At 41.7% G+C, this 25,696-nt stretch carries 22 protein-coding genes and 1 pseudogene; 19 read left to right on the top strand and 4 right to left on the bottom strand.

Translation table 11 applies throughout. The annotated features are described in order from the left end of the window. From M1F37_RS06385 to M1F37_RS06400, 4 genes are all read left to right on the top strand, one after another. Complete coding sequence (locus tag M1F37_RS06385) at positions 1 to 2,433, top strand: ATP-dependent Clp protease ATP-binding subunit (protein WP_247935173.1); 2,433 nt, start codon at positions 1 to 3, stop codon at positions 2,431 to 2,433. A 147-nt stretch (positions 2,434 to 2,580) separates the two neighbouring features. Further along, entirely contained in the window at positions 2,581 to 3,639 is a 1,059-nt protein-coding gene (locus M1F37_RS06390; protein WP_247935174.1) for an AAA family ATPase, read from the top strand. 9 nt (positions 3,640 to 3,648) lie between these two features. Then, the gene (gene pnuC, locus M1F37_RS06395) at positions 3,649 to 4,428 is read left to right on the top strand and encodes a nicotinamide riboside transporter PnuC (RefSeq protein ID WP_247935175.1); all 780 of its coding nucleotides are present in this window, start codon (positions 3,649 to 3,651) and stop codon (positions 4,426 to 4,428) included. Between the two features lies 1 nt (position 4,429). After that, the gene (locus tag M1F37_RS06400) at positions 4,430 to 5,203 is read left to right on the top strand and encodes an NUDIX domain-containing protein (protein ID WP_247935176.1); all 774 of its coding nucleotides are present in this window, start codon (positions 4,430 to 4,432) and stop codon (positions 5,201 to 5,203) included. Between the two features lie 42 nt (positions 5,204 to 5,245). On the opposite strand, the pseudogene M1F37_RS06405 reads toward M1F37_RS06400, so the two are convergent. Continuing rightward, positions 5,246 to 5,505: pseudogene (locus M1F37_RS06405) on the bottom strand (hypothetical protein). 284 nt (positions 5,506 to 5,789) lie between these two features. Here M1F37_RS06405 and M1F37_RS06410 point away from each other — a divergent pair. Continuing rightward, the gene (locus M1F37_RS06410; RefSeq protein WP_247935177.1) at positions 5,790 to 6,488 is read left to right on the top strand and encodes a hypothetical protein; all 699 of its coding nucleotides are present in this window, start codon (positions 5,790 to 5,792) and stop codon (positions 6,486 to 6,488) included. 176 nt (positions 6,489 to 6,664) lie between these two features. On the opposite strand, the gene dusB is transcribed toward M1F37_RS06410, so the two are convergent. Together dusB and hslO are read right to left on the bottom strand one after the other, a co-directional pair. Beyond that, entirely contained in the window at positions 6,665 to 7,645 is a 981-nt protein-coding gene (gene dusB / locus M1F37_RS06415) for a tRNA dihydrouridine synthase DusB (RefSeq protein ID WP_000183317.1), read from the bottom strand. Continuing rightward, on the bottom strand, positions 7,632 to 8,504 hold the full coding sequence (gene hslO, locus M1F37_RS06420) for an Hsp33 family molecular chaperone HslO (protein WP_000357854.1): 873 nt from the start codon (positions 8,502 to 8,504) through the stop codon (positions 7,632 to 7,634). The genes dusB and hslO overlap by 14 nt, the downstream gene beginning before the upstream one ends. A gap of 164 nt (positions 8,505 to 8,668) precedes the next feature. On the opposite strand from hslO, the gene M1F37_RS06425 reads away from it, so the two are divergent. From M1F37_RS06425 to adcA, 14 genes are all read left to right on the top strand, one after another. After that, positions 8,669 to 10,096, top strand: a complete 1,428-nt coding sequence (locus tag M1F37_RS06425; protein ID WP_247935178.1) for a helix-turn-helix domain-containing protein — start codon at positions 8,669 to 8,671, stop codon at positions 10,094 to 10,096. Positions 10,097 to 10,255: 159 nt separating this feature from the next. Beyond that, on the top strand, positions 10,256 to 11,764 hold the full coding sequence (gene glpK, locus M1F37_RS06430; RefSeq protein WP_247935179.1) for a glycerol kinase GlpK: 1,509 nt from the start codon (positions 10,256 to 10,258) through the stop codon (positions 11,762 to 11,764). Between the two features lie 41 nt (positions 11,765 to 11,805). After that, positions 11,806 to 13,632, top strand: a complete 1,827-nt coding sequence (gene glpO, locus M1F37_RS06435) for a type 1 glycerol-3-phosphate oxidase (RefSeq protein WP_247935180.1) — start codon at positions 11,806 to 11,808, stop codon at positions 13,630 to 13,632. 69 nt (positions 13,633 to 13,701) lie between these two features. Then, complete coding sequence (locus M1F37_RS06440) at positions 13,702 to 14,406, top strand: MIP/aquaporin family protein (RefSeq protein WP_247935181.1); 705 nt, start codon at positions 13,702 to 13,704, stop codon at positions 14,404 to 14,406. Between the two features lie 149 nt (positions 14,407 to 14,555). After that, positions 14,556 to 15,734, top strand: coding sequence for a ryptide export MFS transporter (locus M1F37_RS06445; RefSeq protein ID WP_247935182.1), 1,179 nt, complete (start codon positions 14,556 to 14,558; stop codon positions 15,732 to 15,734). Positions 15,735 to 16,045: 311 nt separating this feature from the next. Next, complete coding sequence (locus M1F37_RS06450; protein WP_247935183.1) at positions 16,046 to 16,177, top strand: teichoic acid D-Ala incorporation-associated protein DltX; 132 nt, start codon at positions 16,046 to 16,048, stop codon at positions 16,175 to 16,177. Between the two features lie 20 nt (positions 16,178 to 16,197). Then, entirely contained in the window at positions 16,198 to 17,748 is a 1,551-nt protein-coding gene (gene dltA, locus M1F37_RS06455) for a D-alanine--poly(phosphoribitol) ligase subunit DltA (RefSeq protein WP_247935184.1), read from the top strand. After that, a complete protein-coding gene (gene dltB / locus M1F37_RS06460; RefSeq protein WP_247935185.1) occupies positions 17,745 to 18,989 on the top strand; it encodes a D-alanyl-lipoteichoic acid biosynthesis protein DltB in 1,245 nt (414 codons plus the stop codon). Before dltA ends, dltB begins: the two co-directional genes overlap by 4 nt. Before the next feature lie 13 nt (positions 18,990 to 19,002). After that, positions 19,003 to 19,242, top strand: coding sequence for a D-alanine--poly(phosphoribitol) ligase subunit DltC (gene dltC / locus M1F37_RS06465; protein WP_000351967.1), 240 nt, complete (start codon positions 19,003 to 19,005; stop codon positions 19,240 to 19,242). Then, a complete protein-coding gene (gene dltD / locus M1F37_RS06470; RefSeq protein ID WP_247935186.1) occupies positions 19,235 to 20,503 on the top strand; it encodes a D-alanyl-lipoteichoic acid biosynthesis protein DltD in 1,269 nt (422 codons plus the stop codon). Before dltC ends, dltD begins: the two co-directional genes overlap by 8 nt. A gap of 145 nt (positions 20,504 to 20,648) precedes the next feature. Then, complete coding sequence (gene adcR, locus M1F37_RS06475; protein ID WP_153224128.1) at positions 20,649 to 21,089, top strand: zinc-dependent transcriptional regulator AdcR; 441 nt, start codon at positions 20,649 to 20,651, stop codon at positions 21,087 to 21,089. Beyond that, on the top strand, positions 21,089 to 21,793 hold the full coding sequence (locus M1F37_RS06480; RefSeq protein WP_247935187.1) for a metal ABC transporter ATP-binding protein: 705 nt from the start codon (positions 21,089 to 21,091) through the stop codon (positions 21,791 to 21,793). Before adcR ends, M1F37_RS06480 begins: the two co-directional genes overlap by 1 nt. After that, the gene (locus M1F37_RS06485) at positions 21,786 to 22,592 is read left to right on the top strand and encodes a metal ABC transporter permease (protein ID WP_247935188.1); all 807 of its coding nucleotides are present in this window, start codon (positions 21,786 to 21,788) and stop codon (positions 22,590 to 22,592) included. Before M1F37_RS06480 ends, M1F37_RS06485 begins: the two co-directional genes overlap by 8 nt. A gap of 9 nt (positions 22,593 to 22,601) precedes the next feature. Then, positions 22,602 to 24,107 carry a zinc ABC transporter substrate-binding protein AdcA gene (gene adcA, locus M1F37_RS06490; protein WP_247935189.1) on the top strand — a complete coding sequence of 502 codons (1,506 nt, stop codon included), beginning with the start codon at positions 22,602 to 22,604 and terminating at the stop codon, positions 24,105 to 24,107. 640 nt (positions 24,108 to 24,747) lie between these two features. Here adcA and M1F37_RS06495 read toward each other — a convergent pair. Continuing rightward, positions 24,748 to 25,605, bottom strand: a complete 858-nt coding sequence (locus M1F37_RS06495; RefSeq protein ID WP_247935190.1) for a 5'-nucleotidase, lipoprotein e(P4) family — start codon at positions 25,603 to 25,605, stop codon at positions 24,748 to 24,750. Between the last annotated feature and the right edge of the window lie 91 nt (positions 25,606 to 25,696).

A 25,696-nucleotide genomic window follows, 5' to 3' on the forward strand; every position in this document is an offset into this window, starting at 1 on the left:
ATGAACTATTCAAAAGCATTGAATGAATGTATCGAAAGTGCCTACATGGTTGCTGGCCATTTTGGAGCTCGATACCTAGAGTCTTGGCACTTGTTGATTGCCATGTCCAATCACAGTTATAGTGTGGCTGGGGCGACTTTAAATGATTATCCATATGAAATGGACCGTTTAGAAGAGGTCGCTTTGGAACTGACTGAAACGGACTATAGACAAGATGAAACCTTTACGGAATTGCCGTTCTCCCATCGTTTGCGGGTTCTCTTTGATGAAGCAGAGTATGTAGCGTCAGTGGTCCATGCTAAGGTGCTAGGGACAGAGCATGTCCTCTATGCGATTTTACATGATGGCAATGCCTTGGCGACTCGTATCTTGGAGAGAGCTGGTTTTTCTTATGAAGACAAGAAAGATCAGGTCAAGATTGCAGCTCTACGTCGAAATCTAGAAGAACGTGCAGGTTGGACTCGTGAAGATCTTAAGGCTTTACGTCAACGCCATCGTACAGTAGCTGACAAGCAAAATTCTATGGCTAATATGATGGGCATGCCCCAGACTCCGAGTGGTGGTCTCGAGGACTATACGCATGATTTGACAGAGCAAGCTCGTTCTGGCAAGTTAGAGCCAGTCATTGGTCGGGACAAGGAAATCTCTCGTATGATTCAAATCTTGAGTCGGAAGACCAAGAATAATCCTGTCTTGGTTGGAGATGCGGGTGTCGGGAAAACAGCTCTGGCGCTTGGTCTTGCCCAGCGTATTGCTAGTGGTGACGTGCCTGCGGAAATGGCTAAGATGCGCGTGTTAGAGCTTGATTTGATGAATGTCGTGGCAGGGACACGCTTCCGTGGTGACTTTGAAGAGCGCATGAACAATATCATCAAGGATATTGAAGAAGATGGCCAAGTCATTCTCTTTATCGATGAACTCCATACCATCATGGGTTCTGGTAGCGGAATTGATTCGACTTTGGACGCAGCCAATATCTTGAAACCAGCCTTGGCGCGTGGAACTTTGAGAACGGTTGGTGCCACCACTCAGGAAGAATACCAAAAACACATTGAAAAAGACGCAGCCCTTTCTCGTCGTTTCGCCAAAGTGACGATTGAAGAGCCAAATGTAGCCGACAGCATGAGCATTTTGCAAGGCTTGAAGGCGACTTATGAGAAACATCACCGTGTGCAAATTACAGATGAAGCGGTTGAAACAGCCGTCAAGATGGCACATCGTTACTTGACTAGTCGTCATTTGCCAGACTCTGCTATTGATCTCTTGGATGAGGCAGCGGCAACAGTACAAAATAAGGCGAAACATGTAAAAGCAGACGATTCTGGCTTGAGTCCAGCTGACAAGGCCTTGATGGATGGCAAGTGGAAACAAGCAGCCCAGCTAATCGCAAAAGAAGAGGAAGTGCCTGTCTATAAAGACTTGGTGACAGAATCAGACATTTTGACCACCTTGAGTCGCTTGTCAGGTATTCCAGTTCAAAAATTGACCCAAACAGATGCCAAGAAGTATCTCAATCTTGAAGCTGAACTCCACAAGCGAGTTATCGGACAGGAACAAGCGGTCTCTAGCATCAGTCGTGCCATTCGCCGCAACCAGTCTGGGATTCGCAGTCACAAACGTCCGATTGGTTCCTTTATGTTCCTAGGACCTACGGGTGTCGGGAAGACAGAATTGGCCAAGGCTCTGGCAGAAGTTCTCTTTGATGACGAATCAGCTCTTATCCGCTTTGACATGAGTGAATACATGGAGAAATTTGCGGCTAGTCGCCTTAATGGGGCTCCTCCGGGTTATGTGGGTTACGAAGAAGGTGGAGAGTTGACCGAGAAGGTTCGCAATAAACCATATTCAGTCTTGCTCTTTGACGAGGTAGAGAAGGCCCATCCAGATATCTTTAATGTTCTCTTGCAGGTCTTGGATGATGGTGTCTTGACCGATAGCAAGGGCCGAAAGGTCGACTTTTCAAATACCATTATCATCATGACGTCAAACCTTGGTGCAACTGCCCTTCGTGATGACAAGACAGTTGGTTTTGGGGCTAAGGAAATTCGTTTTGACCAGGAGAATATGGAAAAACGGATGTTTGAAGAGTTGAAAAAGGCTTATAGACCTGAGTTTATTAACCGTATTGATGAAAAGGTGGTCTTCCATAGCCTATCTAGTGATCATATGCAGGAAGTGGTGAAGATTATGGTCAAACCTTTAGTGGCAAGTTTGGCTGAAAAAGGCATTGACTTGAAATTACAAACTTCGGCACTGAAATTGTTGGCAAATCAAGGATATGACCCAGAGATGGGAGCTCGTCCACTTCGTAGAACCCTACAAACAGAAGTGGAAGACAAGTTGGCAGAACTTCTTCTTAAGGGAGAATTAGTGGTAGGCAGTACACTTAAGATTGGTGTCAAAGCAGGCCAGTTAAAATTTGATATTGCATAAAAATGGAGAATCAGGAGCAATCTTGATTCTCTTTTTTGCTAGTTTTTTATAAAAAATAATAAAAAACTATTGACAAAACAAAAATATAGTTTATAATAAAAACATATATAAGGTAAATATTAAAAACTATAAAAAGGTAATGTGTTTATGAAAAAGAAAACAGCAGTGGTTTTTGGGACCTTTGCTCCGCTTCATCAAGGTCATATCGATCTGATCCAGCGAGCGAAGCGGCAGTGTGACCAGGTTTGGGTTGTCGTTTCAGGCTATGAGGGAGACCGAGGGGAACAGGTAGGCTTAACGATTCAAAAAAGATTTCGCTATATCCGAGAGGCTTTTCGTGATGACGAGTTGACCTCGGTTTGTAAGTTAGATGAGACCAATCTTCCCCGTTACCCTATGGGTTGGCAGGAGTGGTTGGATCAGATGTTGCAGGCCATTTCCTATGACCAGACTGCTGAGGAGCTAATCTTTTTTGTAGGAGAGGCAAGCTACCAGCAAGAATTGTCTAATCGTGGTTTTGAGACTGTTTTACAAGAAAGAAAGTTTGGAATCTCAGCGACTATGATTCGAGAAAATCCAAGCAAATATTGGAAATATATCGCTCAACCTTTCCGACGTCAGTTTACCAAGAAAGTGTTGATTATGGGAAGTGCCAGCAATGGGAAGACCACTCTGGCCAAGGATTTGGCAAGGTATTACGATGCACCAGTCAGTTTGGAATACGCGCGTGAGTACCAGATCAAAAACAATGTCCGCGACGATGAATTGACTCCAAAAGATTACTATTATCTCCTGTTGGGGCAGTATGACCAGACCTCTAAGTTAATCGATAGCAATGCCAATAGGGGACTGGTGATAGCAGACACCAACTCCTTAGTAACCAAGGGCTACTATGACTATTACATGGAGACTGAGGATCAAGAGGACTTATCAGGAGAAACCTTTGACAATCTCTTTGCCTCGATTTTGGCTAAGGAAAAATGGGATTTAATCCTCTTTGTGCAACCTGTCGGCTCCTATATCAATGATGGCTTTAGAGATATGACCATGGCTGAAGACCATATTCGTCACAGTTTTTCCCAGCATTTGGATCAGATGAGGGAGCGCTACTTAGCAAACATTCCACTAGTTTATCTAGCTGAGGATTATCTAGGAAATTATGAAGCAGCAAAAGTGGCTATTGATGCCATTTACCAAGCAGATTAGGAGAAAATTATGAAAAAACTAACTGAAAAAATCACACAATTTATCGAAAACTTTAAAAATGTCCATGCAGAAGCCCGCAAGATTGGTTTTGCAGGAATCATGCACTTGCTCTGGAAAGATCTCTTTGTCGGCCGTAGTCTCTTCCAGTGGTTGTATCTCATCGCCTTGTCAAGTGTTCCCTTGATCTTGGAGTTCACTCAAAATACGGATAGTCACGATTGGTTAAGCTTGTTTGCATCTTGGACTGGGATTGTCTGTGTTATCTTGGTAGCAGAAGGGCGTGCAAGCAATTATCTCTTTGGGGCCATTAACTCTGCTATCTATTTGGTTTTGGCTATGAATGCGACTTTTTATGGCGAAGTTTTGACGACAGTTTATTTCTTTGTCATGCAACCGATTGGTCTCTATGCTTGGTTGTCTAATCGGATCAATGAACAAGGAAAACCAGAGGAGTCTCACTTTGAAGCTAAGAAACTTGGTCTGGTTGATTGGCTCAAGTACTTGGCATTGACTGCTATTATTTGGATTGGTATGGGCTTAGCTTACCAAAGTATTCATAGTGCTCGCCCATTCCGTGATAGTGTAACGGATGCGACCAATGGTGTTGGTCAGCTCTTGATGACACGTCTCTACCGTGAGCAGTGGATTTTCTGGATTGCAACCAATCTCTTTAGTATCTACCTCTGGTGGGGTGAAAATATACACATCCAAGGGATGTACTGGGTTTACACACTCAATAGTCTAGTAGGTTGGTACCAATGGACCAAGGCAGTTCGTAAGGAGGCATAAAATGACGGACACGATGATTCCAGCTGGGATGACGGAAAGAGAATATTTTGAAATCCATGCCAGTCAGGAAGAATTTTTAGACTGGTATTACAAGCAAGAACTCCCTCAATATGAAAAGCCAAGTGTGACGGTGGATATGGTAGCCTACTGCTTTGTCGAAGGAAAGATCAAGCTCTTATTAATTCGTCGCAAGGCTCACCCTTATCAAAATTGTTTGGCTCTGGTTGGAGGCTTTATGGATAAGGGTGAAGATGCTGCACATGCCTGTCAGCGTGAGGTGAGAGAAGAAGTCAATCTCGATCTTCCTTTAGAAAAAATCGAGCAATTGATGACTGTATCGACTCCCGGCCGTGACCCACGTGGCTGGACTGTGACCATTGCCCACTTGGTTTATCTGCCTAGCCGTGCATTAGAACTTGTTCAAGCAGGAGACGATGCCAAGGATGTCGTTTTCGTAGATGTCGATTTTCAGACAGGAAAATGCTACCTAGAGGGAGTGGAGTTGGAAGAGCAAGCCTTCGCTTTTGACCATTATGCCATTATCCAAGAATCCATCAAACGAATCCAAGGGCGACTTGACTGGAATCCGACCTTCCTCTATCTGCTGGAGGAGGAGTTCACTGTCTACGAAGGAACTGAACTGGTCAATCTTATCAATCCCGGTCGTCCAATCGTCAGCAATAATTTCCTCGTAAAATACGGAGAATATGTAGAAGAAGTTGGACTCAAACGAGTACCTAAAAAGAAACCAAGAAAAACCTATCGATTGAAATAAAAAGCGAGGTCGGAATCAAGTTCCCGACCTCTTTATGTACCATCATGAGATGGTTTTGTTGTTGCGATTGCTTTTAGTGTGCCTATTTTTCTTAGGATTGCTCAACATGTGAGTAAAGAAGTCTTTGTATTGATACTTGAGATAGTTCTCATGTAAAAATAAAAAGCGATATAGACAATCATAAAGACTGTAGTCAGATAGAAGACATCAAATGCAGTTCGCGCATAGTAAGTGGCTGTTTGATAAGAGCCAATAGCTCCCAAAATCAACCAAGGCAGATATTTGTAATACTTGTTTGACATAAACCTATATCTCCTATATCCTAGTTCACTATTATTATATTCCTTTGACAAAAATGCAAGCGATTACACAGGAGTGGTTTAAAAAATTTTAAACAAAATAGGAATTTATATCTGTTTTTTCTATTAGATTACGAATAGAAGAGTAGGAGGAGTAAATGTATCTAAAATATTTAAGATTTTTAAAATAGTTTAGATAAATAGTTGACATATTTAATTCTCAATGTTACAATTATATTACAAAAAGATTTCTTAATATTTCTAAAGTATAACAAAGGAGTGAAAAAATGAAAAAGAAAACCTATATCAAATTGATGGCAGCGACTGTATTGGCTTCTACCTTGCTATTAGGAGCTTGTGGAAATAAAGAGGAAACAACTCAAGCAAGCAGTTCTGTTAAGACAAGCCAATCATCAAGCTCTAAAGCAGCTTCTTCTAGCAAAGAAGGCAAGACTCAGAAGTCCTCAAGTTCAGCTTCATCTGAAAAGGCCAAGGCGTCTACCGAGCAGTCTTCAGCAAGTGCAACACCATCACAAGCGGCACCTGCAACAGAGCAAAGACAAGGTCAAGAAGTAGCTAATCAACAGTCTGCTAGTCAACAAACTCCTGCTCAGGCTCCTTCAACTCAACAGGCTTCTCAAACTCAGTCTAACCAATCAAGCTATGATCCAACAACTGACCGCAAACTTCAAGACAAGCAAGCAGAGCAAAATAAACGATACAAGGGTGTTTTAACCATGGTAGATGGTGATTTCTCAGCTGCATCGGGCAATTGGAAGGGAGCCAATGGCGAAACCATCACAGTTTCATCAGGTGGTCAATTTACAGTAGAATCTGCTGATGGAAAGAAAGAAAACTACTCTATCAAAGGCTATTCTTATACTCTTGACGATGGTAAGTATAATGCCAAAATCGGTGGAGGAAAAATCATCCAAATTACAACAGGAGCGGATGGCAAGGTCTCCAGTGTTGCTTTGAGTCAATAATAATACTCTTCGAAAATCAAATTCAAACCACGTCAACGTCGCCTTGCCGTACTCAAGTACAGCCTGCAGCTAGTTTCCTAGTTTGCTCTTTGATTTTCATTGAGTATAACTCTCAGTATTTGAATTTTTACAATCAAAAACCCGTAACCTTTAAGAGAGTTACGGGTTTTGGTCTATTAAGCCTTATCCAATTGCAAGAGGGCTTCAATCTCTGCTAGGGTGCTAGCTTGTGAAATGGCTCCACGGAGTTTGGCAGCGCCAGATGTTCCACGGAGGTAGTGTGGAGCGAGGCCACGGAACTCACGAACTGCGACATTTTCCCCTTTGAGGTTAATCAATCGTTTCAAGTGTTCGTAGGCGATTTTCATCTTGTCTTCAAAGGTCAAATCAGGAAGGATTTCTCCAGTTTCAAAGTAATGGTTGATTTGATTAAAGAGGTAAGGATTTCCCATGGCAGCGCGGCCAATCATGACTGCGTCAGCACCGACTTCTTCGATGCGTTGTTTGGCTTCTTGGACCGTACGGATATCACCGTTGGCGATAAATGGAATCTTGGTCAAAGCTTGAGCGACCTTGTGAAGGGTCTCAAGGTCTGCGTGACCTGTATACATTTGCTCACGGGTACGACCATGCATGGCGAGGGCAGAAACGCCTGCAGCTTCAGCAGCGAGGGCATTTTCAACTGCAAGAGATGGATCGGACCAGCCGGTACGCATTTTGACAGTAAGGGGGATATCAAGGACAGATTGGACCTTGTTGATGATAGAGTAGATCTTGTCTGGATCCTTGAGCCACATAGCGCCAGCTTCGTTCTTCACGATTTTGTTAACTGGGCAGCCCATGTTGATATCCACGATATCGGTTTTGGTGTTTTCTTGGATGAATTCTGCTGCGCGTGCTAGGCTGTCTTCATCACTACCAAAAAGTTGGATAGAGACAGGGTTTTCGCCTTCATCGATATGAAGCATGTGCAGGGTTTTTTCGTTGTTGTATTGGATTCCCTTGTCAGAGACCATTTCCATGACAACGAGTCCAGCTCCGAGCTCTTTTGCAATAGTACGAAAGGCTGAGTTTGTCACACCAGCCATAGGCGCTAGAACGGTACGATTGGGAATCTCAACATTGCCAATCATAAAGGGTGTATTAAGATTTGTCACGAATGAGTTCCTCCAGGTCGTTTTCATCAAAGTTGTAAGTTGTTTGGCAGAATTGACAAGTGATTTCTGCCCCGTGATCTTCCTCTTTCATTTCCTGTAAGTCTGAGCTTGGAAGGCTGGCAAGAGCGTTCATAAAGCGCTCATGGCTACAGTCACATTGGAAACGGATTTCTTCTTCAGAAAGACGCTTGTAGGCCTCGTCACCGTAGATAGCCTTGAGGAGGGCTTCAATATGGTCTTCACTTTCTAGAAGAGTTGAGATAGCTGGCATTTCTTGGATGCGTTTTTCAAAGCGAGCAATCTCTTCTTCCTTGGCTCCTGGCAAGACTTGAACTAGGAAACCACCTGCAACCTTAACCTTGTCTTCTTCGTCCAAAAGGACATTGAGACCGACTGCTGAAGGCGTTTGTTGACTTTCAGTCAGGTAAAAGGCAAGGTCTTCGCCGATTTCTCCAGAGATGAGAGGAGTCATAGAGTTGTAAGGATTTCCAGTACCGTAGTCTGTGATAACGAGAAATTGACCATTTCCAACAAAAGGTCCGACTAGAACTTCACCAGTTGCAGTCTTTTTGATGTCAACACCAGGATTTTGAACATAGCCTTTGACATTCCCCTTGGTATCAGCGACCGTGATAATGGCACCTAGAGAGCTAGAGCCCAGCACTTTAACTGTTAGTTTGGTATTTCCTTTTTCATTGGCTGCGAGAATCTGGCTAGCGATAAGAGTTCGACCAAGTGCTACAGTTGAGCTAGCTTGGGTTTGGTGTTTTTCTTGAGCAGTGCGGACTGTTTCTGTGCTGTCAAGGACAAAAGCACGAAAGGCTCCGCTTTCTGATATAGTTTTAATAATTTTATCCATAGCTACCATTTTAGCATAAAAATGCCCAAAGGGGGAGCCGTGTGTTTGCTGATTTTTAGGATAATGGACCAGGAAATCAGCATGAAAATAAAAAGAGAAACAGATTATTTCAGCATTTCTAAGATTTATGCTATGCTTAAGGTAGAAAATGAAAGGGGTAACAAATGTATTTAGGAGATTTGATGGAAAAGGCTGAATCTGGCCAATTTTCAATCCTTTCCTTTCTATTACAAGAGTCTCAGACGACCGTCAAGGCTGTAATGGAGGAAACAGGATTTTCAAAAGCAACTCTAACCAAATATGTCACCCTGCTCAATGACAAGGCTTTGGATAGTGGCTTAGAGCTGAATATTCACTTAGAAGATGAAAATCTGCGTCTATCGATCGGTGCAGCTACCAAGGGGAGAGATATTCGGAGCTTGTTTTTGGAGAATGCTGTTAAATACCAGATTTTGGTTTATCTTCTCTACCACCAACAGTTTTTAGCCCATCAGCTGGCTCAAGAATTGATGATTAGTGAGGCTACACTTGGTCGCCACTTAGCTAGCTTAAATCAGATTTTGTCAGAATTTGATTTATCCATCCAGAATGGACGTTGGCGAGGTCCAGAGCATCAGATTCGCTATTTCTATTTCTGTCTTTTCCGCAAGGTCTGGTCGAGTCAGGAATGGGAAGGTCACATGCAGAAACCAGAGAGAAAACAGGAGATTGCCACTTTAGAAGAAATCTGCGGTGCAAGTTTGTCTTCGGGTCAGAAATTGGACTTGGTTCTCTGGGCTCATATCAGTCAACAGCGTCTTCGGGTCAATGCCTGTCAGTTTCAAGTCATAGAAGAGAAAATGCGAGGGTATTTTGACAATATTTTCTACCTTCGTTTGCACCGAAAGGCTCCGTCCTTTTTTGCTGGGCAACACCTTCCTCTCGGAATTGAGGATGGAGAGATGATGATTTTCTTCTCATTTCTCCTATCTCATCGTATTCTTCCTCTTCATACTATGGAGTATATTCTTGGTTTTGGAGGGCAGTTGGCAGCTTTACTGACGCAATTGATTCAAGAAATGAAGAAGGAGGAACTATTGGGGGACTATACAGAGGACCATGTCACCTATGAACTCAGTCAGCTTTGTGCTCAAGTCTATCTATATAAGGGTTATATCTTACAGGACCGCTATAAGTACCAGTTAGAGAATCGTCATCCTTATTTGCTGATGGAACATGATTTTAAAGAGACAGCAGAAGAGATTTTTCATGCTCTACCTGCCTTTCATCAGGGGACGGATTTGGATAAGAAAATTCTCTGGGAATGGCTCCAGTTAATTGAATATATGGCTGAAAACGGTGGCCAGCATATGCGGATTGGTCTGGATTTGACATCTGGTTTTCTTGTCTTTTCAAGGATGGCCGCCATTTTGAAACGGTATTTGGAATACAATCGTTTTATTACCATTGAAGCCTATGACCGAACTCGACATTATGATTTGCTGGTTACCAATAACCCGATTCATAAGAAGGAACAGACTCCAGTTTATTATTTAAAAAACGACTTGGATTTGGAAGATTTGGCAGGGATTCGTCAGTTATTATTCACTTAAAAGGCTTGGTTCTTCCAGGTCTTTTTTGTGAAATTCGCACAATCTCCTCACATTTTTTTAAAAATTAAAAAAAGTTGATAAACAGGAAAGCGCTTTATTTTGTATACTAGTAAGTGTAAAGAGGAAACATCCTCAAGATCTTTATGAGGAGGACAGCACATGTCACAAGAAAAATACATTATGGCCATTGACCAGGGAACTACAAGTTCTCGTGCCATCATTTTCAACAAAAAAGGAGAAAAGGTTAGCTCGAGTCAAAAAGAGTTTACTCAGATTTTTCCTCAGGCAGGTTGGGTAGAGCATAATGCCAATGAAATTTGGAACTCTGTTCAGTCAGTTATTGCGGGAGCTTTCATCGAAAGTGGTGTCAAGCCAAATCAAATCGAAGCAATCGGGATTACCAACCAACGTGAAACAACGGTTGTTTGGGATAAGAAAACAGGGCTTCCTATCTACAATGCTATCGTTTGGCAATCACGCCAAACTGCTCCTCTGGCTGAACAACTGAAAAACCAAGGTTATGTGGAAAAATTCCATGAAAAGACTGGTTTGATCATCGATGCTTACTTCTCTGCGACCAAGGTTCGTTGGATTTTGGATCATGTAGAAGGCGCTCAAGAGCGAGCAGAAAAAGGGGAATTGCTCTTTGGTACCATCGATACTTGGTTGGTTTGGAAATTGACTGACGGTGCGGCTCACGTGACTGACTACTCAAATGCAGCTCGTACCATGCTTTATAACATTAAAGAACTCAAATGGGATGATGAGATTTTAGAAATCCTCAATATTCCTAAAGCAATGTTGCCTGAGGTTCGTTCTAACTCTGAAATCTACGGTAAGACAGCCCCATTCCATTTCTATGGTGGAGAAGTCCCAATCTCAGGTATGGCTGGGGACCAACAGGCAGCCCTCTTTGGACAGTTGGCCTTTGAACCTGGTATGGTTAAAAATACTTATGGAACAGGTTCTTTCATCATCATGAATACTGGTGAAGAGATGCAGTTGTCTGAGAACAACCTCTTGACAACCATTGGTTACGGAATTAACGGCAAGGTTTACTATGCCTTGGAAGGGGCTATTTTCATCGCAGGAAGTGCCATTCAGTGGCTTCGTGATGGACTTCGCATGGTCGAAAATTCACCAGAATCTGAAAAATATGCCCGTGATTCTCACAACAACGATGAAGTTTATGTTGTTCCAGCCTTTACAGGTTTAGGAGCTCCATACTGGAACCAAAACGCTCGCGGTTCTGTCTTTGGCTTAACTCGTGGAACAACTAAAGAAGACTTTATCAAGGCAACTCTTCAATCTATCGCTTATCAAGTGCGTGACATCATCGACACCATGCAAGTGGATGCTCAGACAGCTATCCAAGTCTTGAAGGTGGATGGTGGTGCAGCTATGAACAACTTCCTCATGCAGTTCCAAGCTGACATTTTGGGAATCGATATCGCACGCGCCAAAAACTTGGAAACAACAGCTCTAGGTGCAGCCTTCCTAGCAGGTTTGTCAGTGGGCTATTGGAAGGACTTGGATGAGTTGAAACTCTTGAACGAGACAGGAGAACTCTTTGAACCATCTATGAACGAATCTCGCAAGGAACAACTCTACAAGGGCTGGAAGAAAGCTGTGAAAGCAACCCAAGTCTTTGCGGAAGTAGACGACTAATACTGGAAGAATAAAGCGACTCAGTTAGAAAGTGTGTAAATATGGAATTTTCAAAGAAAACACGTGAATTATCAATTAAAAAAATGCAGGAACGTACCCTGGACCTCTTGATTATCGGTGGAGGAATCACAGGGGCTGGTGTAGCTTTACAGGCAGCAGCTAGTGGTCTAGATACTGGTTTGATTGAAATGCAGGACTTCGCAGAAGGAACATCCAGCCGTTCAACAAAATTGGTTCACGGCGGTCTTCGTTACCTCAAACAATTCGACGTAGAAGTGGTATCAGATACAGTTTCAGAACGTGCAGTGGTACAACAAATTGCTCCACACATTCCAAAACCGGACCCAATGCTCTTGCCAGTTTATGAAGAAGAAGGAGCAACCTTTAGCCTCTTTCGTCTCAAAGTAGCCATGGACTTGTATGACCTTTTGGCAGGAGTTAACAACACACCAGCTGCTAACAAGGTTTTGAGCAAGGAAGAAGTCTTGGAACGCCAGCCAAACTTGAAGAAAGAAGGTTTGGTAGGAGGTGGGGTCTATCTTGACTTCCGTAACAACGATGCGCGTCTTGTGATTGAAAACATCAAACGTGCCAACCAAGACGGTGCCCTCATTGCTAACCACGTGAAGGCAGAAGGCTTCCTCTTTGACGAAAGTGGCAAGATTACAGGTGTTGTAGCTCGTGATTTGTTGACAGACCAAGTCTTTGAAATCAAGGCCCGTCTGGTTATCAATACAACAGGTCCTTGGAGCGACAAGGTACGCAATTTGTCTAATATGGGAACCCAATTCTCACAAATGCGTCCAACTAAGGGAGTTCACTTGGTAGTGGATTCAAGCAAGATCAAGGTTTCACAGCCAGTTTACTTTGATACAGGTTTGGGTGATGGCCGTATGGTCTTTGTTCTCCCACGTGAAAACAAGACTTACTTTGGTACAACGGATACAGACTACACAGGTGATTTGGAACATCCAAAAGTAACTCAAGAAGATGTAGATTACCTACTTGGTATTGTCAACAACCGCTTCCCAGAAGCGAATATTACAGTTGCTGACATTGAAAGTAGCTGGGCAGGTCTTCGTCCATTGATCGCAGGCAATAGCGCTTCTGACTATAATGGAGGAAATAACGGTACAATCAGTGATGAAAGCTTTAACAACTTGATTGCGACTGTTGAATCTTATCTCTCTAAAGAAAAAACGCGTGAAGATGTTGAGTCTGCTGTCAGCAAACTTGAAAGTAGCACATCTGAGAAGCATTTGGATCCATCTGCAGTTTCTCGTGGTTCTAGCTTGGACCGAGACGATAATGGTCTCTTGACCCTTGCTGGTGGTAAAATCACAGACTACCGTAAGATGGCTGAAGGAGCTATGGAGCGCGTGGTTGACATCCTCAAATCAGAATTTGACCGTAGCTTTAAACTCATCAATTCTAAGACTTACCCTGTTTCAGGTGGGGAATTGAACCCAGCAAATGTGGACTCAGAAATCGAAGCCTTTGCGCAACTTGGAGTGTCACGTGGTTTGGATAGCAAGGAAGCTCATTACCTAGCAAATCTTTACGGTTCAAATGCACCGAAGGTCTTTGCTCTTGCTCATAGTTTGGAACAAGCACCAGGACTCAGCTTGGCAGATACCTTGTCCCTTCACTATGCAATGCGCAACGAGTTGGCTCTTAGCCCGGTTGACTTCCTTCTTCGTCGTACCAACCACATGCTCTTTATGCGTGATAGTTTGGATAGCATCGTTGAACCAGTTTTGAATGAAATGGGACGATTCTATGATTGGTCAGAAGAAGAAAAAGCAGGCTATCGTGCGGATGTCGAAGCGGCTCTCGCTAACAACGATTTAGCAGAATTAAAAAATTAAGAAAAAATAAAAGAGGTGGAGGGCAGCATTCCTTGCCGCCCGCCCCTTCTTTTTAATGGAGACAGAAAGATGATGAATGAATTATTTGGAGAATTTCTAGGGACTTTAATCCTTATTCTTCTAGGAAATGGTGTTGTAGCAGGTGTGGTTCTTCCTAAAACCAAGAGCAACAATGCCGGTTGGATTGTGATTACTATGGGTTGGGGGATTGCAGTTGCGGTTGCAGTCTTTGTATCTGGAAAACTCAGTCCAGCTCATTTAAACCCAGCTGTGACAATTGGTGTGGCTTTAAAAGGTGACTTACCTTGGGCTTCAGTATTCCCTTATATCCTAGCTCAGTTTGCAGGAGCTATGTTTGGTCAGATTTTGGTTTGGTTGCAATTCAAACCTCACTATGAGGCAGAAGAAAATGCAGGAAATATTTTGGCTACTTTTAGCACAGGACCAGCTATCAAAGATACTGTATCAAACTTGATTAGTGAAATCCTTGGAACCTTTGTATTGGTATTGACAATCTTTGCCTTGGGACTTTATGACCTTCAAGCAGGAATCGGAACCTTTGCAGTGGGAACATTGATTGTCGGTATCGGTCTATCACTAGGTGGGACAACAGGTTATGCCTTGAACCCTGCGCGTGACCTTGGACCTCGTATCATGCACAGTATCCTTCCAATTTCAAACAAGGGAGACGGAGACTGGTCTTACGCTTGGATCCCTGTTGTGGGACCTGTTATCGGTGCAGTCTTGGCCGTGCTTGTATTCTCACTTTTCTAATCTAGAAAACAATTATGTTGATAGGGCTTGAGATGAAAATCTCAGGCTTTTTCATGTGAAAACCATCACTTTTGTTTTCTGCTATTTTATGCTAAAATATTAAAAATCAAATTTAATTCCAAAGTTGGCAACTAAGATAGGAGAGCTGTATGTCTAATTCATTTATCAAGTTGTTAGTCTCTCAATTGTTTTCGAATTTAGCAGATATTTTCTTTAGAGTAACAATCATTGCTAACATATACATTATTTCAAAATCAGTAATTGCCACATCACTAGTTCCCATTTTAATAGGGATATCCTCTTTTGTTGCGAGTCTTTTAGTTCCTTTGGTTACTAAAAGGTTAGCGCTAAATAGGGTTTTATCTTTATCCCAATTTGGAAAGACTATATTATTGACGATATTGGTAGGAATGTTTACCGTAATGCAATCAGTAGCGCCTTCGGTAATCTATCTATTTGTTGTTGCAATTTCCATATTAGATGGTTGTGCAGCACCTGTTTCCTATGCTATTGTGCCGCGCTATGCGACTGATTTGGGTAAGGCTAACTCAGCCTTATCAATGAGTGGTGAAGCCGTTCAATTGGTGGGGTGGGGGTTAGGTGGACTCTTGTTTGCAACAATTGGTCTGTTACCTACCACGTTTATAATTTTAATGTTGTATATAATTTCTAGCTTTCTGATGTTATTTCTTCCTAACGCTGAAGTGGAGGTGTTAGAGTCAGAAACTAATCTTGAAATTTTGCTCAAAGGTTGGAAGTTGGTTGCTAGAGATCCTAGATTGAGACTTTTTGTATCAGCAAATTTATTTGAAATTTTCTCAAATACAATTTGGGTTTCTTCCATTATGCTTGTTTTTGTAACGGAGTTATTAAATAAAACGGAAAGTTACTGGGGATATTCTAATACAGCATACTCTATTGGTATTATAATTAGTGGCTTAATTGCTTTTAGTCTATCTGAAAAGTTCCTCGCTGCTAAATGGGAAAGTATTCTTTTTCCTCTAGTAGCCATGGCAATAGTGACACTGACTATTCTATATTTTCCAAACGCACAGATGTTTTTAGTATTTTCAGCTTTAGTTGGTATGTTATCGCAACTAAAAGAAGTTCCTGAAAGTGTATTTCTTCAGGAAACAGTAGAGGAAAATCATTTGGTTAATGTCTATTCCGTTCTTGAAGTGATTTCGACACTATCATTTTCAGTATTTGTTTTGCTAATGAGCTATATTACTGAGAGTTTTGGTATTAGCATAAGTTTTTGGCTATCAGCCATTTGTCTGATGATAGAAGCTGTTTTAATTTATATCAGACGAGACTATTTTAAATGAGAGACGGATTAAAAAGTCTTTAAAAATCAGAAAAGCGCATAGTATCAGGTATTGAAAAAACTTGATATTGTGCGTTTTGTTATGGGAAGATTTACTTCGTTGTCTCCTGAAATGGAGTTTTGAACCAGGATCACTCTATTTAAAATATACATAGAAAAACCGCATAATCCTTAAAATAAGCTGAAATCTAGTGAAAATCTACGGTAAACGATTGAAAAAATACTATATAAAGTGGTACAATGGTAGAAAAATAAGCTAGTAAGAATCACTCTTATTTTAGCGAAAAATTACAGAAATGAATGGTTTTCTTGATGAAACAGAGAAAAGAATTGTACCTCTTTCTTGGTAGGATAGCCTTGTATTTTCTTATCTTTCTAGGGCTGCTTTACTTCTTTAGCTATCTTGGACAGGGTCAAGGAAGCTTTATCTATAATGAATTTTAACTTGAAGGAGAATCCCTATTGTGTCAAATAAACCAATAGCAGATATGATTAAAACCATTGAGCATTTTGCTCAGACCCAGCCTAGCTATCCTGTCTATAATGTTTTGGGTCAGGAACACACTTATGGAGATTTAAAGGCTGATTCGGATAGTTTGGCTGCAGCCATTGACCAACTAGATTTGCCAGAGAAGTCTCCTGTGGTTGTTTTTGGTGGCCAAGAATATGAAATGTTGGCAACTTTTGTAGCGTTGACTAAGTCAGGTCATGCCTACATTCCCATTGATAGTCATTCGGCCTTGGAGCGAGTTTCGGCTATTTTAGAAGTAGCAGAGCCAAGCTTGATTATTGCCATCTCAGATTTTCCATTGGAGCAGGTTTCTACACCGATGTTGACTCTAGCTCAGGTTCAAGAAGCCTTTGCTCAAGGGACTAGCTATGAGATGACGCATCCAGTCAAGGGAGATGATAACTACTACATTATCTTTACTTCTGGCACGACTGGTAAACCCAAGGGGGTGCAGATTTCCCATGATAACCTCCTCAGCTTTACCAACTGGATAATTACGGATAAGGAATTTGCGACGCCAAGTCGTCCGCAAATGCTAGCTCAGCCACCTTATTCATTTGACCTGTCCGTCATGTACTGGGCACCGACCTTGGCGCTAGGTGGTACACTTTTTGCTCTTCCATCTGCCATTACTCAGGACTTTAAGCAACTCTTTGCGACCATCTTTTCATTGCCAATCGCTATCTGGACATCAACACCTTCTTTTGCGGATATGGCCATGTTGTCTGAAGACTTTAACAGTGAGAAAATGCCAGGTATCACGCATTTCTACTTTGATGGAGAAGAATTGACGGTCAAAACGGCTCAAAAACTGCGTGAGCGTTTCCCACATGCCCGTATTATCAATGCCTACGGCCCAACAGAAGCGACAGTGGCTTTGTCAGTTGTTGCCGTGACAGACGAGATGTTGACGACTCTCAAACGTCTACCAATCGGCTATACCAAGGCTGATTCTCCAACCTTTATCATTGATGAGGAAGGTAAGAAAGTTCCCAATGGTGAACAGGGAGAAATCATTGTCTCAGGACCAGCTGTTTCAAAAGGCTATATGAACAATCCTGAAAAAACGGCAGAAGCTTTCTTTGAGTTCGAAGGACTGCCAGCCTATCACACAGGTGATGTGGGAACCATGACAGATGAAGGCTTGCTTCTCTACGGTGGACGCATGGATTTCCAGATTAAATTCAACGGTTACCGCATTGAATTAGAAGATGTTTCTCAAAATCTTAATAAGTCTCGTTTTATCGAGTCTGCTGTTGCTGTGCCACGTTATAACAAGGACCACAAGGTACAAAATCTATTGGCCTATGTCATCTTAAAAGACGGTGTCCGTGAGCAGTTTGAACGTGATATCGATATTACCAAGGCTATCAAGGAAGATTTGACAGATATCATGATGTCCTACATGATGCCGTCCAAATTCCTTTATCGAGATAGTTTGCCACTGACTCCAAATGGGAAGATTGACATCAAAGGATTGATTAATGAGGTGAATAAGAGATGATGGAGTTCTTTCAACAGCTTCCTCATTTAGAGCCATATGGTAATCCTCAGTATTTTGTCTATGTGATTGCTGCAACCTTGCCCATCTTTATCGGTCTCTTTTTCAAGAAACGATTCGCCTGGTATGAAGTACTAGTTAGTTTCTTCTTCATCGTCACTATGTTGGTAGGTGGGAAGACTAATCAATTGGCTGCCTTGGGTATTTATCTGTGCTGGGAAATATTGCTCCTGCTTTTCTACAAGCACTATCGAAAAAGTAAGGATGGCAAGTGGGTCTTCTACCTAGTCAGTTTTCTGTCCTTACTTCCCATTATCTTTGTCAAGGTGCAGCCAGCTATCAATGGAACGCAGTCTTTGCTGGGATTCTTGGGAATTTCCTACCTGACTTTTCGTTCGGTTGGGATTATCATCGAGCTGAGAGATGGAGTGATTAAGGATTTTACCCTCTGGGAATTCCTCCGCTTTCTTCTCTTCATGCCGACCTTTTCAAGTGGCCCAATCGACCGCTTTAAGCGGTTTAATGAAAATTATCAGACCATTCCTGAGCGGGATGAGTTGATGGATATGCTGGAAGAATCTGTTCGCTATATCATGTGGGGCTTTTTGTATAAATTTATCCTAGCTCATGTTTTAGGAGAGACCTTGTTGCCTCCTCTGAAGAATTTAGCCTTGCAGTCAGGTGGCTTCTTTAACCTCTATGCCTTGGCAGTTATGTATACCTTTGGTCTGGAACTTTTCTTTGACTTTGCAGGTTACTCTATGTTTGCCTTAGCCATCTCAAACTTGATGGGAATCCGTAGTCCTATCAACTTTAATAAGCCCTTTTTGTCAAGGGATTTAAAGGAATTTTGGAATCGTTGGCATATGAGCCTGTCTTTCTGGTTCCGTGACTTTGTCTTTATGCGGATGGTAATGGTATTGACCAGAAAGAAGGTCTTTAAAAATCGTAATGTAACTTCAAGTGTGGCTTACATTGTAAATATGCTGATTATGGGATTTTGGCACGGTGTGACCTGGTACTATATCGCCTATGGACTCTTTCATGGACTGGGATTGGTCATCAATGACGCTTGGGTTCGCAAGAGAAAAACACTCAATAAGGAGCGGAAAAAAGCAGGGAAGGTTGCTCTACCTGAGAATCGCTGGATTCAGTTGCTTGGCATGGTGGTCACCTTCCATGTCGTCATGCTGTCATTCTTAATCTTTTCTGGATTTTTGAATGATTTATGGTTTAAAAAATAAAAGGAAATAAAATATGGATATCAAATCAGAAGTTATCGAAATTATTGATGAGTTGTTTATGGAAGATGTTTCTGACATGATGGATGAAGATCTTTTTGACGCAGGTGTCTTGGATAGTATGGGGACGGTTGAATTAATTGTGGAGATTGAAAACCGTTTTGACATTCGTGTTCCTGTAACAGAGTTTGGTCGCGACGACTGGAATACAGCCAATAAAATCATAGCTGGTATTGTGGAGCTACAAAATGCTTAAACGCTTATGGATGATCTTCGGACCGGTCTTGATAGCTGGTTTGTTGGTTTTTCTGCTCATTTTCTTTTATCCTACTGAGATGCGTCATGATTTGGGGGTCGAAAAGCGTTCGGCGGTGGCTATTACTATTGAAAGTTTTAAGGAGAGGAGTCAAAAGGTCAGAGCCCTATCTGATCCAAATATGCGTTTTGTTCCCTTCTTTGGCTCCAGTGAGTGGCTTCGTTTTGATGGAGCTCATCCTGCGGTATTGGCTGAGAAATACAATCGTTCTTATCGCCCTTATCTTTTAGGACAGAGAGGAGCTGCATCGCTCAATCAGTATTTTGGAATGCAACAGATGTTGCCACAGCTAGAGAATAAACAAGTTGTGTATGTTATCTCACCTCAGTGGTTCAGTAAATATGGCTATGAACCAGCAGCCTTTCAGCAGTATTTTAATGGAGATCAGTTGACGAGTTTTCTGGCACATCAATCTGGAGATCAGGCTAGTCAATATGCAGCGACTCGCTTACTGGAGCAGTTCCCAAACGTAGCTATGAAGGATTTGGTTCAGAAGTTGGCAAGTGAAGAAGAACTGTCGACTGCAGACGATAAAATGATTGAATTATTGGCTCGTTTTAATGAGCGCCAAGCTTCCTTTTTTGGTCAGTTTTCGGTTAGAGGCTATTTCAAATATGATAAGCATGTAGGTAAGTATTTAAAGACCTTGCCAGACCAGTTTTCTTATCAAGCCATAGAAGATATTGTTAAAGCAGATGCTGAAAAGAATACTTCCAATAATGATCTGGGAATGGAAAATTATTTCTATAATACGCAGATTAAGAAGGATTTGACGAAATTAAAGGATTCTCAGAAAAACTTTACCTATCTCAAGTCGCCAGAATATAATGACCTACAATTAGTGTTAACCCAGTTTTCTAAATCCAAGGTAAACCCGATTTTTATCATTCCACCTGTTAATAAAAAATGGATGGACTATGCTGGTTTGCGGGAGGATATGTACCAACAAACGGTGCAGAAGATTCGTTACCAGTTAGAAAGTCAAGGTTTTACAAATATAGCAGATTTTTCTAAGGATGGTGGAGAACCATTCTTTATGAAGGATACTATTCACCTTGGGTGGTTGGGTTGGTTGGCTTTTGACAAGGCAGTTGATCCTTTCCTGTCTAATCCCACACCAGCTCCGACTTATCATTTGAATGAGCGCTTTTTCAGCAAAGATTGGGCGACTTATGATGGAGATGTCAAGGAATTTCAATAGATAATAGTATAGAAGAGTTCAAGAATGAAGCCTATTTTCACGTTTTTTCTTGACTCTTTTTTGGTTTGTGATATAATTAACCAGTAAAGAATCGGTGACTATCGGTACTTTTATCTAAAAGTGATAGTTAAGAAAGGAGTAATACATGAGACAGCTTGCGCAGGAAATTGATACTTTTTTGAATGAGGTTATCTTGAAATCTGAAAATCAGCATGAAATCCTAATAGGTCATTGTACTAGCGAGGTGGCCCTGACCAATACTCAGGAGCACATTCTCATGCTTTTGTCAGAGGAATCTTTAACAAATTCAGAGTTGGCGCGTCGCCTCAATGTCAGCCAGGCAGCAGTTACCAAGGCCATTAAGTCTTTGGTCAAGGAAGGGATGTTGGAAACATCTAAAGATCCGAAGGATGCGCGTGTGATTTTTTATCAGTTGACTGATTTGGCTCGTCCAATCGCTGAGGAGCATCATCATCACCATGAGCATACACTTTTAACCTATGAACAAGTGGCAACTCAGTTTACTCCAAATGAACAAAAAGTGATTCAGCGGTTTTTGACTGCTTTAGTAGGAGAAATCAAATAATGAGATATATTACGGTAGAGGATTTATCCTTCTATTATGATAAGGAGCCCGTTCTTGAACATATCAATTATAGTGTTGATAGTGGGGAATTTGTTACCTTGACAGGGGAAAATGGAGCCGCTAAGACAACTCTAATCAAGGCCAGTCTGGGCATTCTTCAACCAAGATTTGGCAAAGTTACTATTTCAAAGACCAACACTCGTGGGACGAAACTAAGAATTGCCTATCTTCCTCAGCAAATCTCTAGTTTTAATGCGGGCTTTCCAAGTACAGTTTATGAGTTTGTAAAATCAGGCCGATACCCTAGAAAGGGCTGGTTCCGTCGTTTGAATGCCCATGATGAAGAACACATCAAGGCTAGTTTGGATTCTGTTGGGATGTGGGAGCATCGGGATAAACGCATTGGTTCTCTCTCTGGTGGGCAAAAGCAAAGAGCTGTTATCGCACGTATGTTTGCTTCAGATCCGGATATCTTTATTTTGGATGAGCCGACGACAGGGATGGATGCAGGAACCAAGAATGAATTTTATGAGCTTATGCACCATAGTGCCCACCATCATGGCAAGGCTGTTTTGATGATTACTCACGATCCAGAAGAAGTCAAAGACTACGCAGATCGCAACATCCACCTGGTTCGAGACCAAGATTCGCCATGGCGTTGCTTTAATGTTCATGAAAGTGACCAGGAGGTGGAGCATGCTTAATCTACTGTCTTATGATTTTATGCAACGGGCCTTTTTGGCCGTTATTGCCATGAGTCTTTTCTCGCCGGTATTGGGAACCTTCCTCATCTTGCGTCGTCAGAGTTTGATGAGTGATACCCTCAGCCACGTCTCACTTTCGGGTGTAGCCTTTGGTCTGGTTCTGGGGATTTCTCCGACTATTTCCACTATTGCTATTGTCTTGATTGCGGCGGTCTTTCTGGAGTATCTCCGTACGGTTTACAAGAGCTTTATGGAAATCGGGACAGCTATCCTCATGTCGACAGGTTTGGCCGTTTCTCTGATTGTCATGAGCAAGGGTAAAAGCTCGAGTTCTATGAGTTTGGACCAGTATCTTTTTGGTTCAATCGTGACTATCAGCGAAGAGCAGGTCATTTCCCTCTTTGTCATTGCGGCGGTTGTTTTGATTTTGACCTTCCTCTTCCTTCGTCCGATGTATATCTTGACCTTTGATGAGGATACGGCCTTTGTGGATGGCTTGCCCGTTCGTACCATATCTATTCTTTTTAACATGGTGACAGGGGTGGCTATTGCCCTTATGATTCCTGCAGCAGGAGCTCTTCTGGTATCGACCATTATGGTCTTGCCAGCTAGTATTGCCCTGCGTCTGGGTAAAAACTTTAAATCGGTTATGCTGCTTGCCAGTGCTATTGGATTTTTGGGAATGGTAGTAGGACTTTACATTTCCTATTATGCAGAAACACCTGCTAGTGCAAGTATTACCATTATTTTTGTAACTGTCTTTTTACTCATTAGTTTAGTAAGACGTTTTATCAAATAGGAGACTAACGTGAAAAAAATTAGCTTATTGTTCGCCAGTCTATGCGCCTTGTTTTTAGTGGCTTGTTCCAATCAAAAGCAGGCAGATGGCAAACTCAATATTGTGACAACCTTTTACCCCGTCTATGAATTTACCAAGCAAGTCGCAGGAGATACTGCTAATGTGGAACTCCTTATCGGTGCTGGTACAGAACCCCATGAATACGAACCTTCTGCCAAGGCAGTTGCCAAAATCCAAGACGCAGATACCTTCGTTTATGAAAATGAAAACATGGAAACATGGGTACCTAAATTGCTAGATACTTTGGATAAGAAAAAGGTGAAGACTATCAAGGCGACAGGCGATATGCTGCTCTTGCCAGGTGGCGAGGAAGAAGAGGGAGACCATGACCATGGAGAAGAAGGCCATCACCATGAGTTTGATCCCCATGTTTGGCTATCACCAGTTCGCGCCATTAAACTAGTGGAACACATCCGTGATAGCTTGTCAGCAGATTATCCTGATAAAAAAGAGACCTTTGAGAAGAATGCAGCTGCCTATATCGAAAAATTGCAAGCCTTGGATAAGGCTTATACAGAAGGCTTGTCTCAAGCCAAACAAAAGAGCTTTGTAACGCAACACGCAGCCTTTAACTACCTTGCTTTGGACTATGGACTCAAACAAGTCGCAATCTCAGGTCTCTCTCCAGATGCAGAACCATCAGCTGCTCGCTTGGCAGAATTGACAGAGTATGTCAAGAAAAATAAAATTGCCTATATCTACTTTGAAGAAAATGCCTCACAGGCCCTTGCTAGTACACTTTCAAAAGAGGCAGGTGTCAAAACAGATGTTCTCAATCCTTTAGAAAGTTTGACTGAAGAGGACACCAAGGCTGGAGAAAATTACATCTCCGTGATGGAGAAAAATCTCAAGGCTCTAAAACAAACAACAGACCAAGAAGGTCCAGCAATTGAGCCTGAAAAGGCAGAGGATACCAAGACAGTTCAAAATGGTTACTTCGAGGATGCAGCTGTCAAGGACCGCACCTTGAGTGACTATGTAGGTAACTGGCAATCAGTTTATCCTTTCCTTGAAGATGGTACGTTTGATCAAGTCTTTGACTACAAGGCTAAGTTGACTGGTAAAATGACCCAGGCTGAGTACAAGGCCTACTATACAAAAAGCTATCAGACAGATGTCACTAAGATTAATATCACTGATAACACTATGGACTTTGTTCAAGGTGGACAAAGTAAGAAATTCACCTACAAGTATGTTGGCAAGAAAATCTTGACTTACAAGAAAGGCAATCGTGGCGTGCGCTTCCTCTTTGAAGCCACAGATGCTGGCGCTGGACAATTCAAGTATGTTCAGTTTAGTGACCACAATATCGCCCCAGTTAAGGCAGAACATTTCCATATCTTCTTTGGAGGCACAAGCCAAGAAGCCCTCTTTGAAGAAATGGATAACTGGCCAACCTACTACCCAGATAACCTATCTGGCCAAGAAATCGCCCAAGAAATGTTGGCGCATTGATGAGAAATCGACTAGTTCATAAGAGCTGGTCGGTTTTTGGGTAATAGATAGCTAACTATATTATAGACCTTTCAGATACCTAAGGAACTTTAAACAATAAATAAAACTCTTGAAATATCTGGACCTGTATGTTAGAATAATTTTATCGGGTAAGGTTCATTAGAACACCAAAGCCCTTAACTATGCCAGTAGTTAAGGGCTTTTTTGACGTATCTTAGCGATTTAACGGGTGTTTACAGGCTAGTCAGTCGGTCTACTTCTTACCATCTAGCCATTTGCAGACGAAATACAAGATAATTCCTGCTATGACGTCCGCTACAATAGTAAGAACGAGCTCTGGGGCAAGGTTCATTAGTTTCACCTCCTCTCACGAACCCATAGGAACGTAATCGGTAACCGATGACAAAAATAGTATATCACATTAAATTTAGATCATCAACTTCACTTAATTCTTGAAATATAGGGGATAGGCAAAAAGTCTTTAAAATCAAAAAAAGTATAGTATCAGATGTATAAAAGCTTGATGTTATATCAATTATAAAAGTGGATAGGAAAGTTTTCTGATTATCAGAATTCCTTCCTATCCACTTTTTGAAGATTGTAAGCTAATTTTATTTTATGTAGAATTAGTTTATTTGTTTTATTTATCAAAACCTTGCAAGGCTTTTTGGCGTTCTTCTACTTGACCTTTAGCATCTAGTTTATTACCAGCGTATACAGCTGATTCCCATGATCCGTACATTGGATTTGGGAAGATGATGAATTTTTCACCGAATTCTTTTTGCAATTCTTCAAGTTGTTTATCACGGTCAGATTCAGAAGTCTTAGAAAAATCTGCAAAGTCTACGAGGTTATCACCAAACAATAAGATAAGGTTTGTTTTTTCTTGAACTTTTTGGCGACGACCTTCTTTGGATTTTACACCACTTTCTAAGAACATAAGATGATCACGTCCTTGAACAGGAATTCCTTCACTTTCAAGATTTTTAATAGTAGCATCTACTTGATTAGCTGAGCGGTCAGAAATATAGTAGATTTGGACACCGTTTTGATCAGCAAACTGAAGAAAATCTTTGGCACCTGGGACGGCTTTTGCTGAAGCTTTTTGAACCCAAACATCCCAATTTTCGGGTGTAAATGCTGTACCATCTTTGACATTTTGTACTTGATAAGGGCTATTATCTAGGACAGTTTCATCCAAGTCTAAAACGATAGAGTAAGGTTTGTCTGATTCTGTTTTGAGCAATTCCTTTAGGTGACTTGTTGCAACGTTATAACCCTGTATGTATAAAGCTTTAGTTTCAGCTGATTTTTGATACCAAAGGGTTGACATAGTGTTTTCTCTTGACCGTAGTTGGTCATATGTCATTGTAATCTGATTATCAGATGAGCTATTATTGCTTGTCTGTGTTTCTGTAGACTTTGTTGCACAACTAGCCAATAAGACGACAGAAGCAAGTGTAGAAAGGATTGTAACAGTAGTTTTTGCTGTTTTCATGAAATATCTCCTATTCATTAATTTCAATCACTAGTATAGCACGAGGGAAAAGTTAAGGCAAGTCATTCTCGGACTATGGATGTAGATTCTA

It is taken from the genome of Streptococcus mitis (assembly GCF_023109105.1).
In the GTDB taxonomy this organism is placed as follows: domain Bacteria; phylum Bacillota; class Bacilli; order Lactobacillales; family Streptococcaceae; genus Streptococcus; species Streptococcus mitis_BW.

Coding starts and splice junctions, on each gene's coding strand:
- M1F37_RS06385 (WP_247935173.1), top strand. CDS start 1: ATGAACTATTCAAAAGCATTGAATGAATGTATCGAAAGTGCCTACATG.
- M1F37_RS06390 (WP_247935174.1), top strand. CDS start 2,581: ATGAAAAAGAAAACAGCAGTGGTTTTTGGGACCTTTGCTCCGCTTCAT.
- pnuC (WP_247935175.1), top strand. CDS start 3,649: ATGAAAAAACTAACTGAAAAAATCACACAATTTATCGAAAACTTTAAA.
- M1F37_RS06400 (WP_247935176.1), top strand. CDS start 4,430: ATGACGGACACGATGATTCCAGCTGGGATGACGGAAAGAGAATATTTT.
- M1F37_RS06410 (WP_247935177.1), top strand. CDS start 5,790: ATGAAAAAGAAAACCTATATCAAATTGATGGCAGCGACTGTATTGGCT.
- hslO (WP_000357854.1), bottom strand. CDS start 8,504: ATGGATAAAATTATTAAAACTATATCAGAAAGCGGAGCCTTTCGTGCT.
- M1F37_RS06425 (WP_247935178.1), top strand. CDS start 8,669: ATGTATTTAGGAGATTTGATGGAAAAGGCTGAATCTGGCCAATTTTCA.
- glpK (WP_247935179.1), top strand. CDS start 10,256: ATGTCACAAGAAAAATACATTATGGCCATTGACCAGGGAACTACAAGT.
- glpO (WP_247935180.1), top strand. CDS start 11,806: ATGGAATTTTCAAAGAAAACACGTGAATTATCAATTAAAAAAATGCAG.
- M1F37_RS06440 (WP_247935181.1), top strand. CDS start 13,702: ATGATGAATGAATTATTTGGAGAATTTCTAGGGACTTTAATCCTTATT.
- M1F37_RS06445 (WP_247935182.1), top strand. CDS start 14,556: ATGTCTAATTCATTTATCAAGTTGTTAGTCTCTCAATTGTTTTCGAAT.
- M1F37_RS06450 (WP_247935183.1), top strand. CDS start 16,046: ATGAAACAGAGAAAAGAATTGTACCTCTTTCTTGGTAGGATAGCCTTG.
- dltB (WP_247935185.1), top strand. CDS start 17,745: ATGATGGAGTTCTTTCAACAGCTTCCTCATTTAGAGCCATATGGTAAT.
- dltC (WP_000351967.1), top strand. CDS start 19,003: ATGGATATCAAATCAGAAGTTATCGAAATTATTGATGAGTTGTTTATG.
- dltD (WP_247935186.1), top strand. CDS start 19,235: ATGCTTAAACGCTTATGGATGATCTTCGGACCGGTCTTGATAGCTGGT.
- adcR (WP_153224128.1), top strand. CDS start 20,649: ATGAGACAGCTTGCGCAGGAAATTGATACTTTTTTGAATGAGGTTATC.
- M1F37_RS06480 (WP_247935187.1), top strand. CDS start 21,089: ATGAGATATATTACGGTAGAGGATTTATCCTTCTATTATGATAAGGAG.
- M1F37_RS06485 (WP_247935188.1), top strand. CDS start 21,786: ATGCTTAATCTACTGTCTTATGATTTTATGCAACGGGCCTTTTTGGCC.
- M1F37_RS06495 (WP_247935190.1), bottom strand. CDS start 25,605: ATGAAAACAGCAAAAACTACTGTTACAATCCTTTCTACACTTGCTTCT.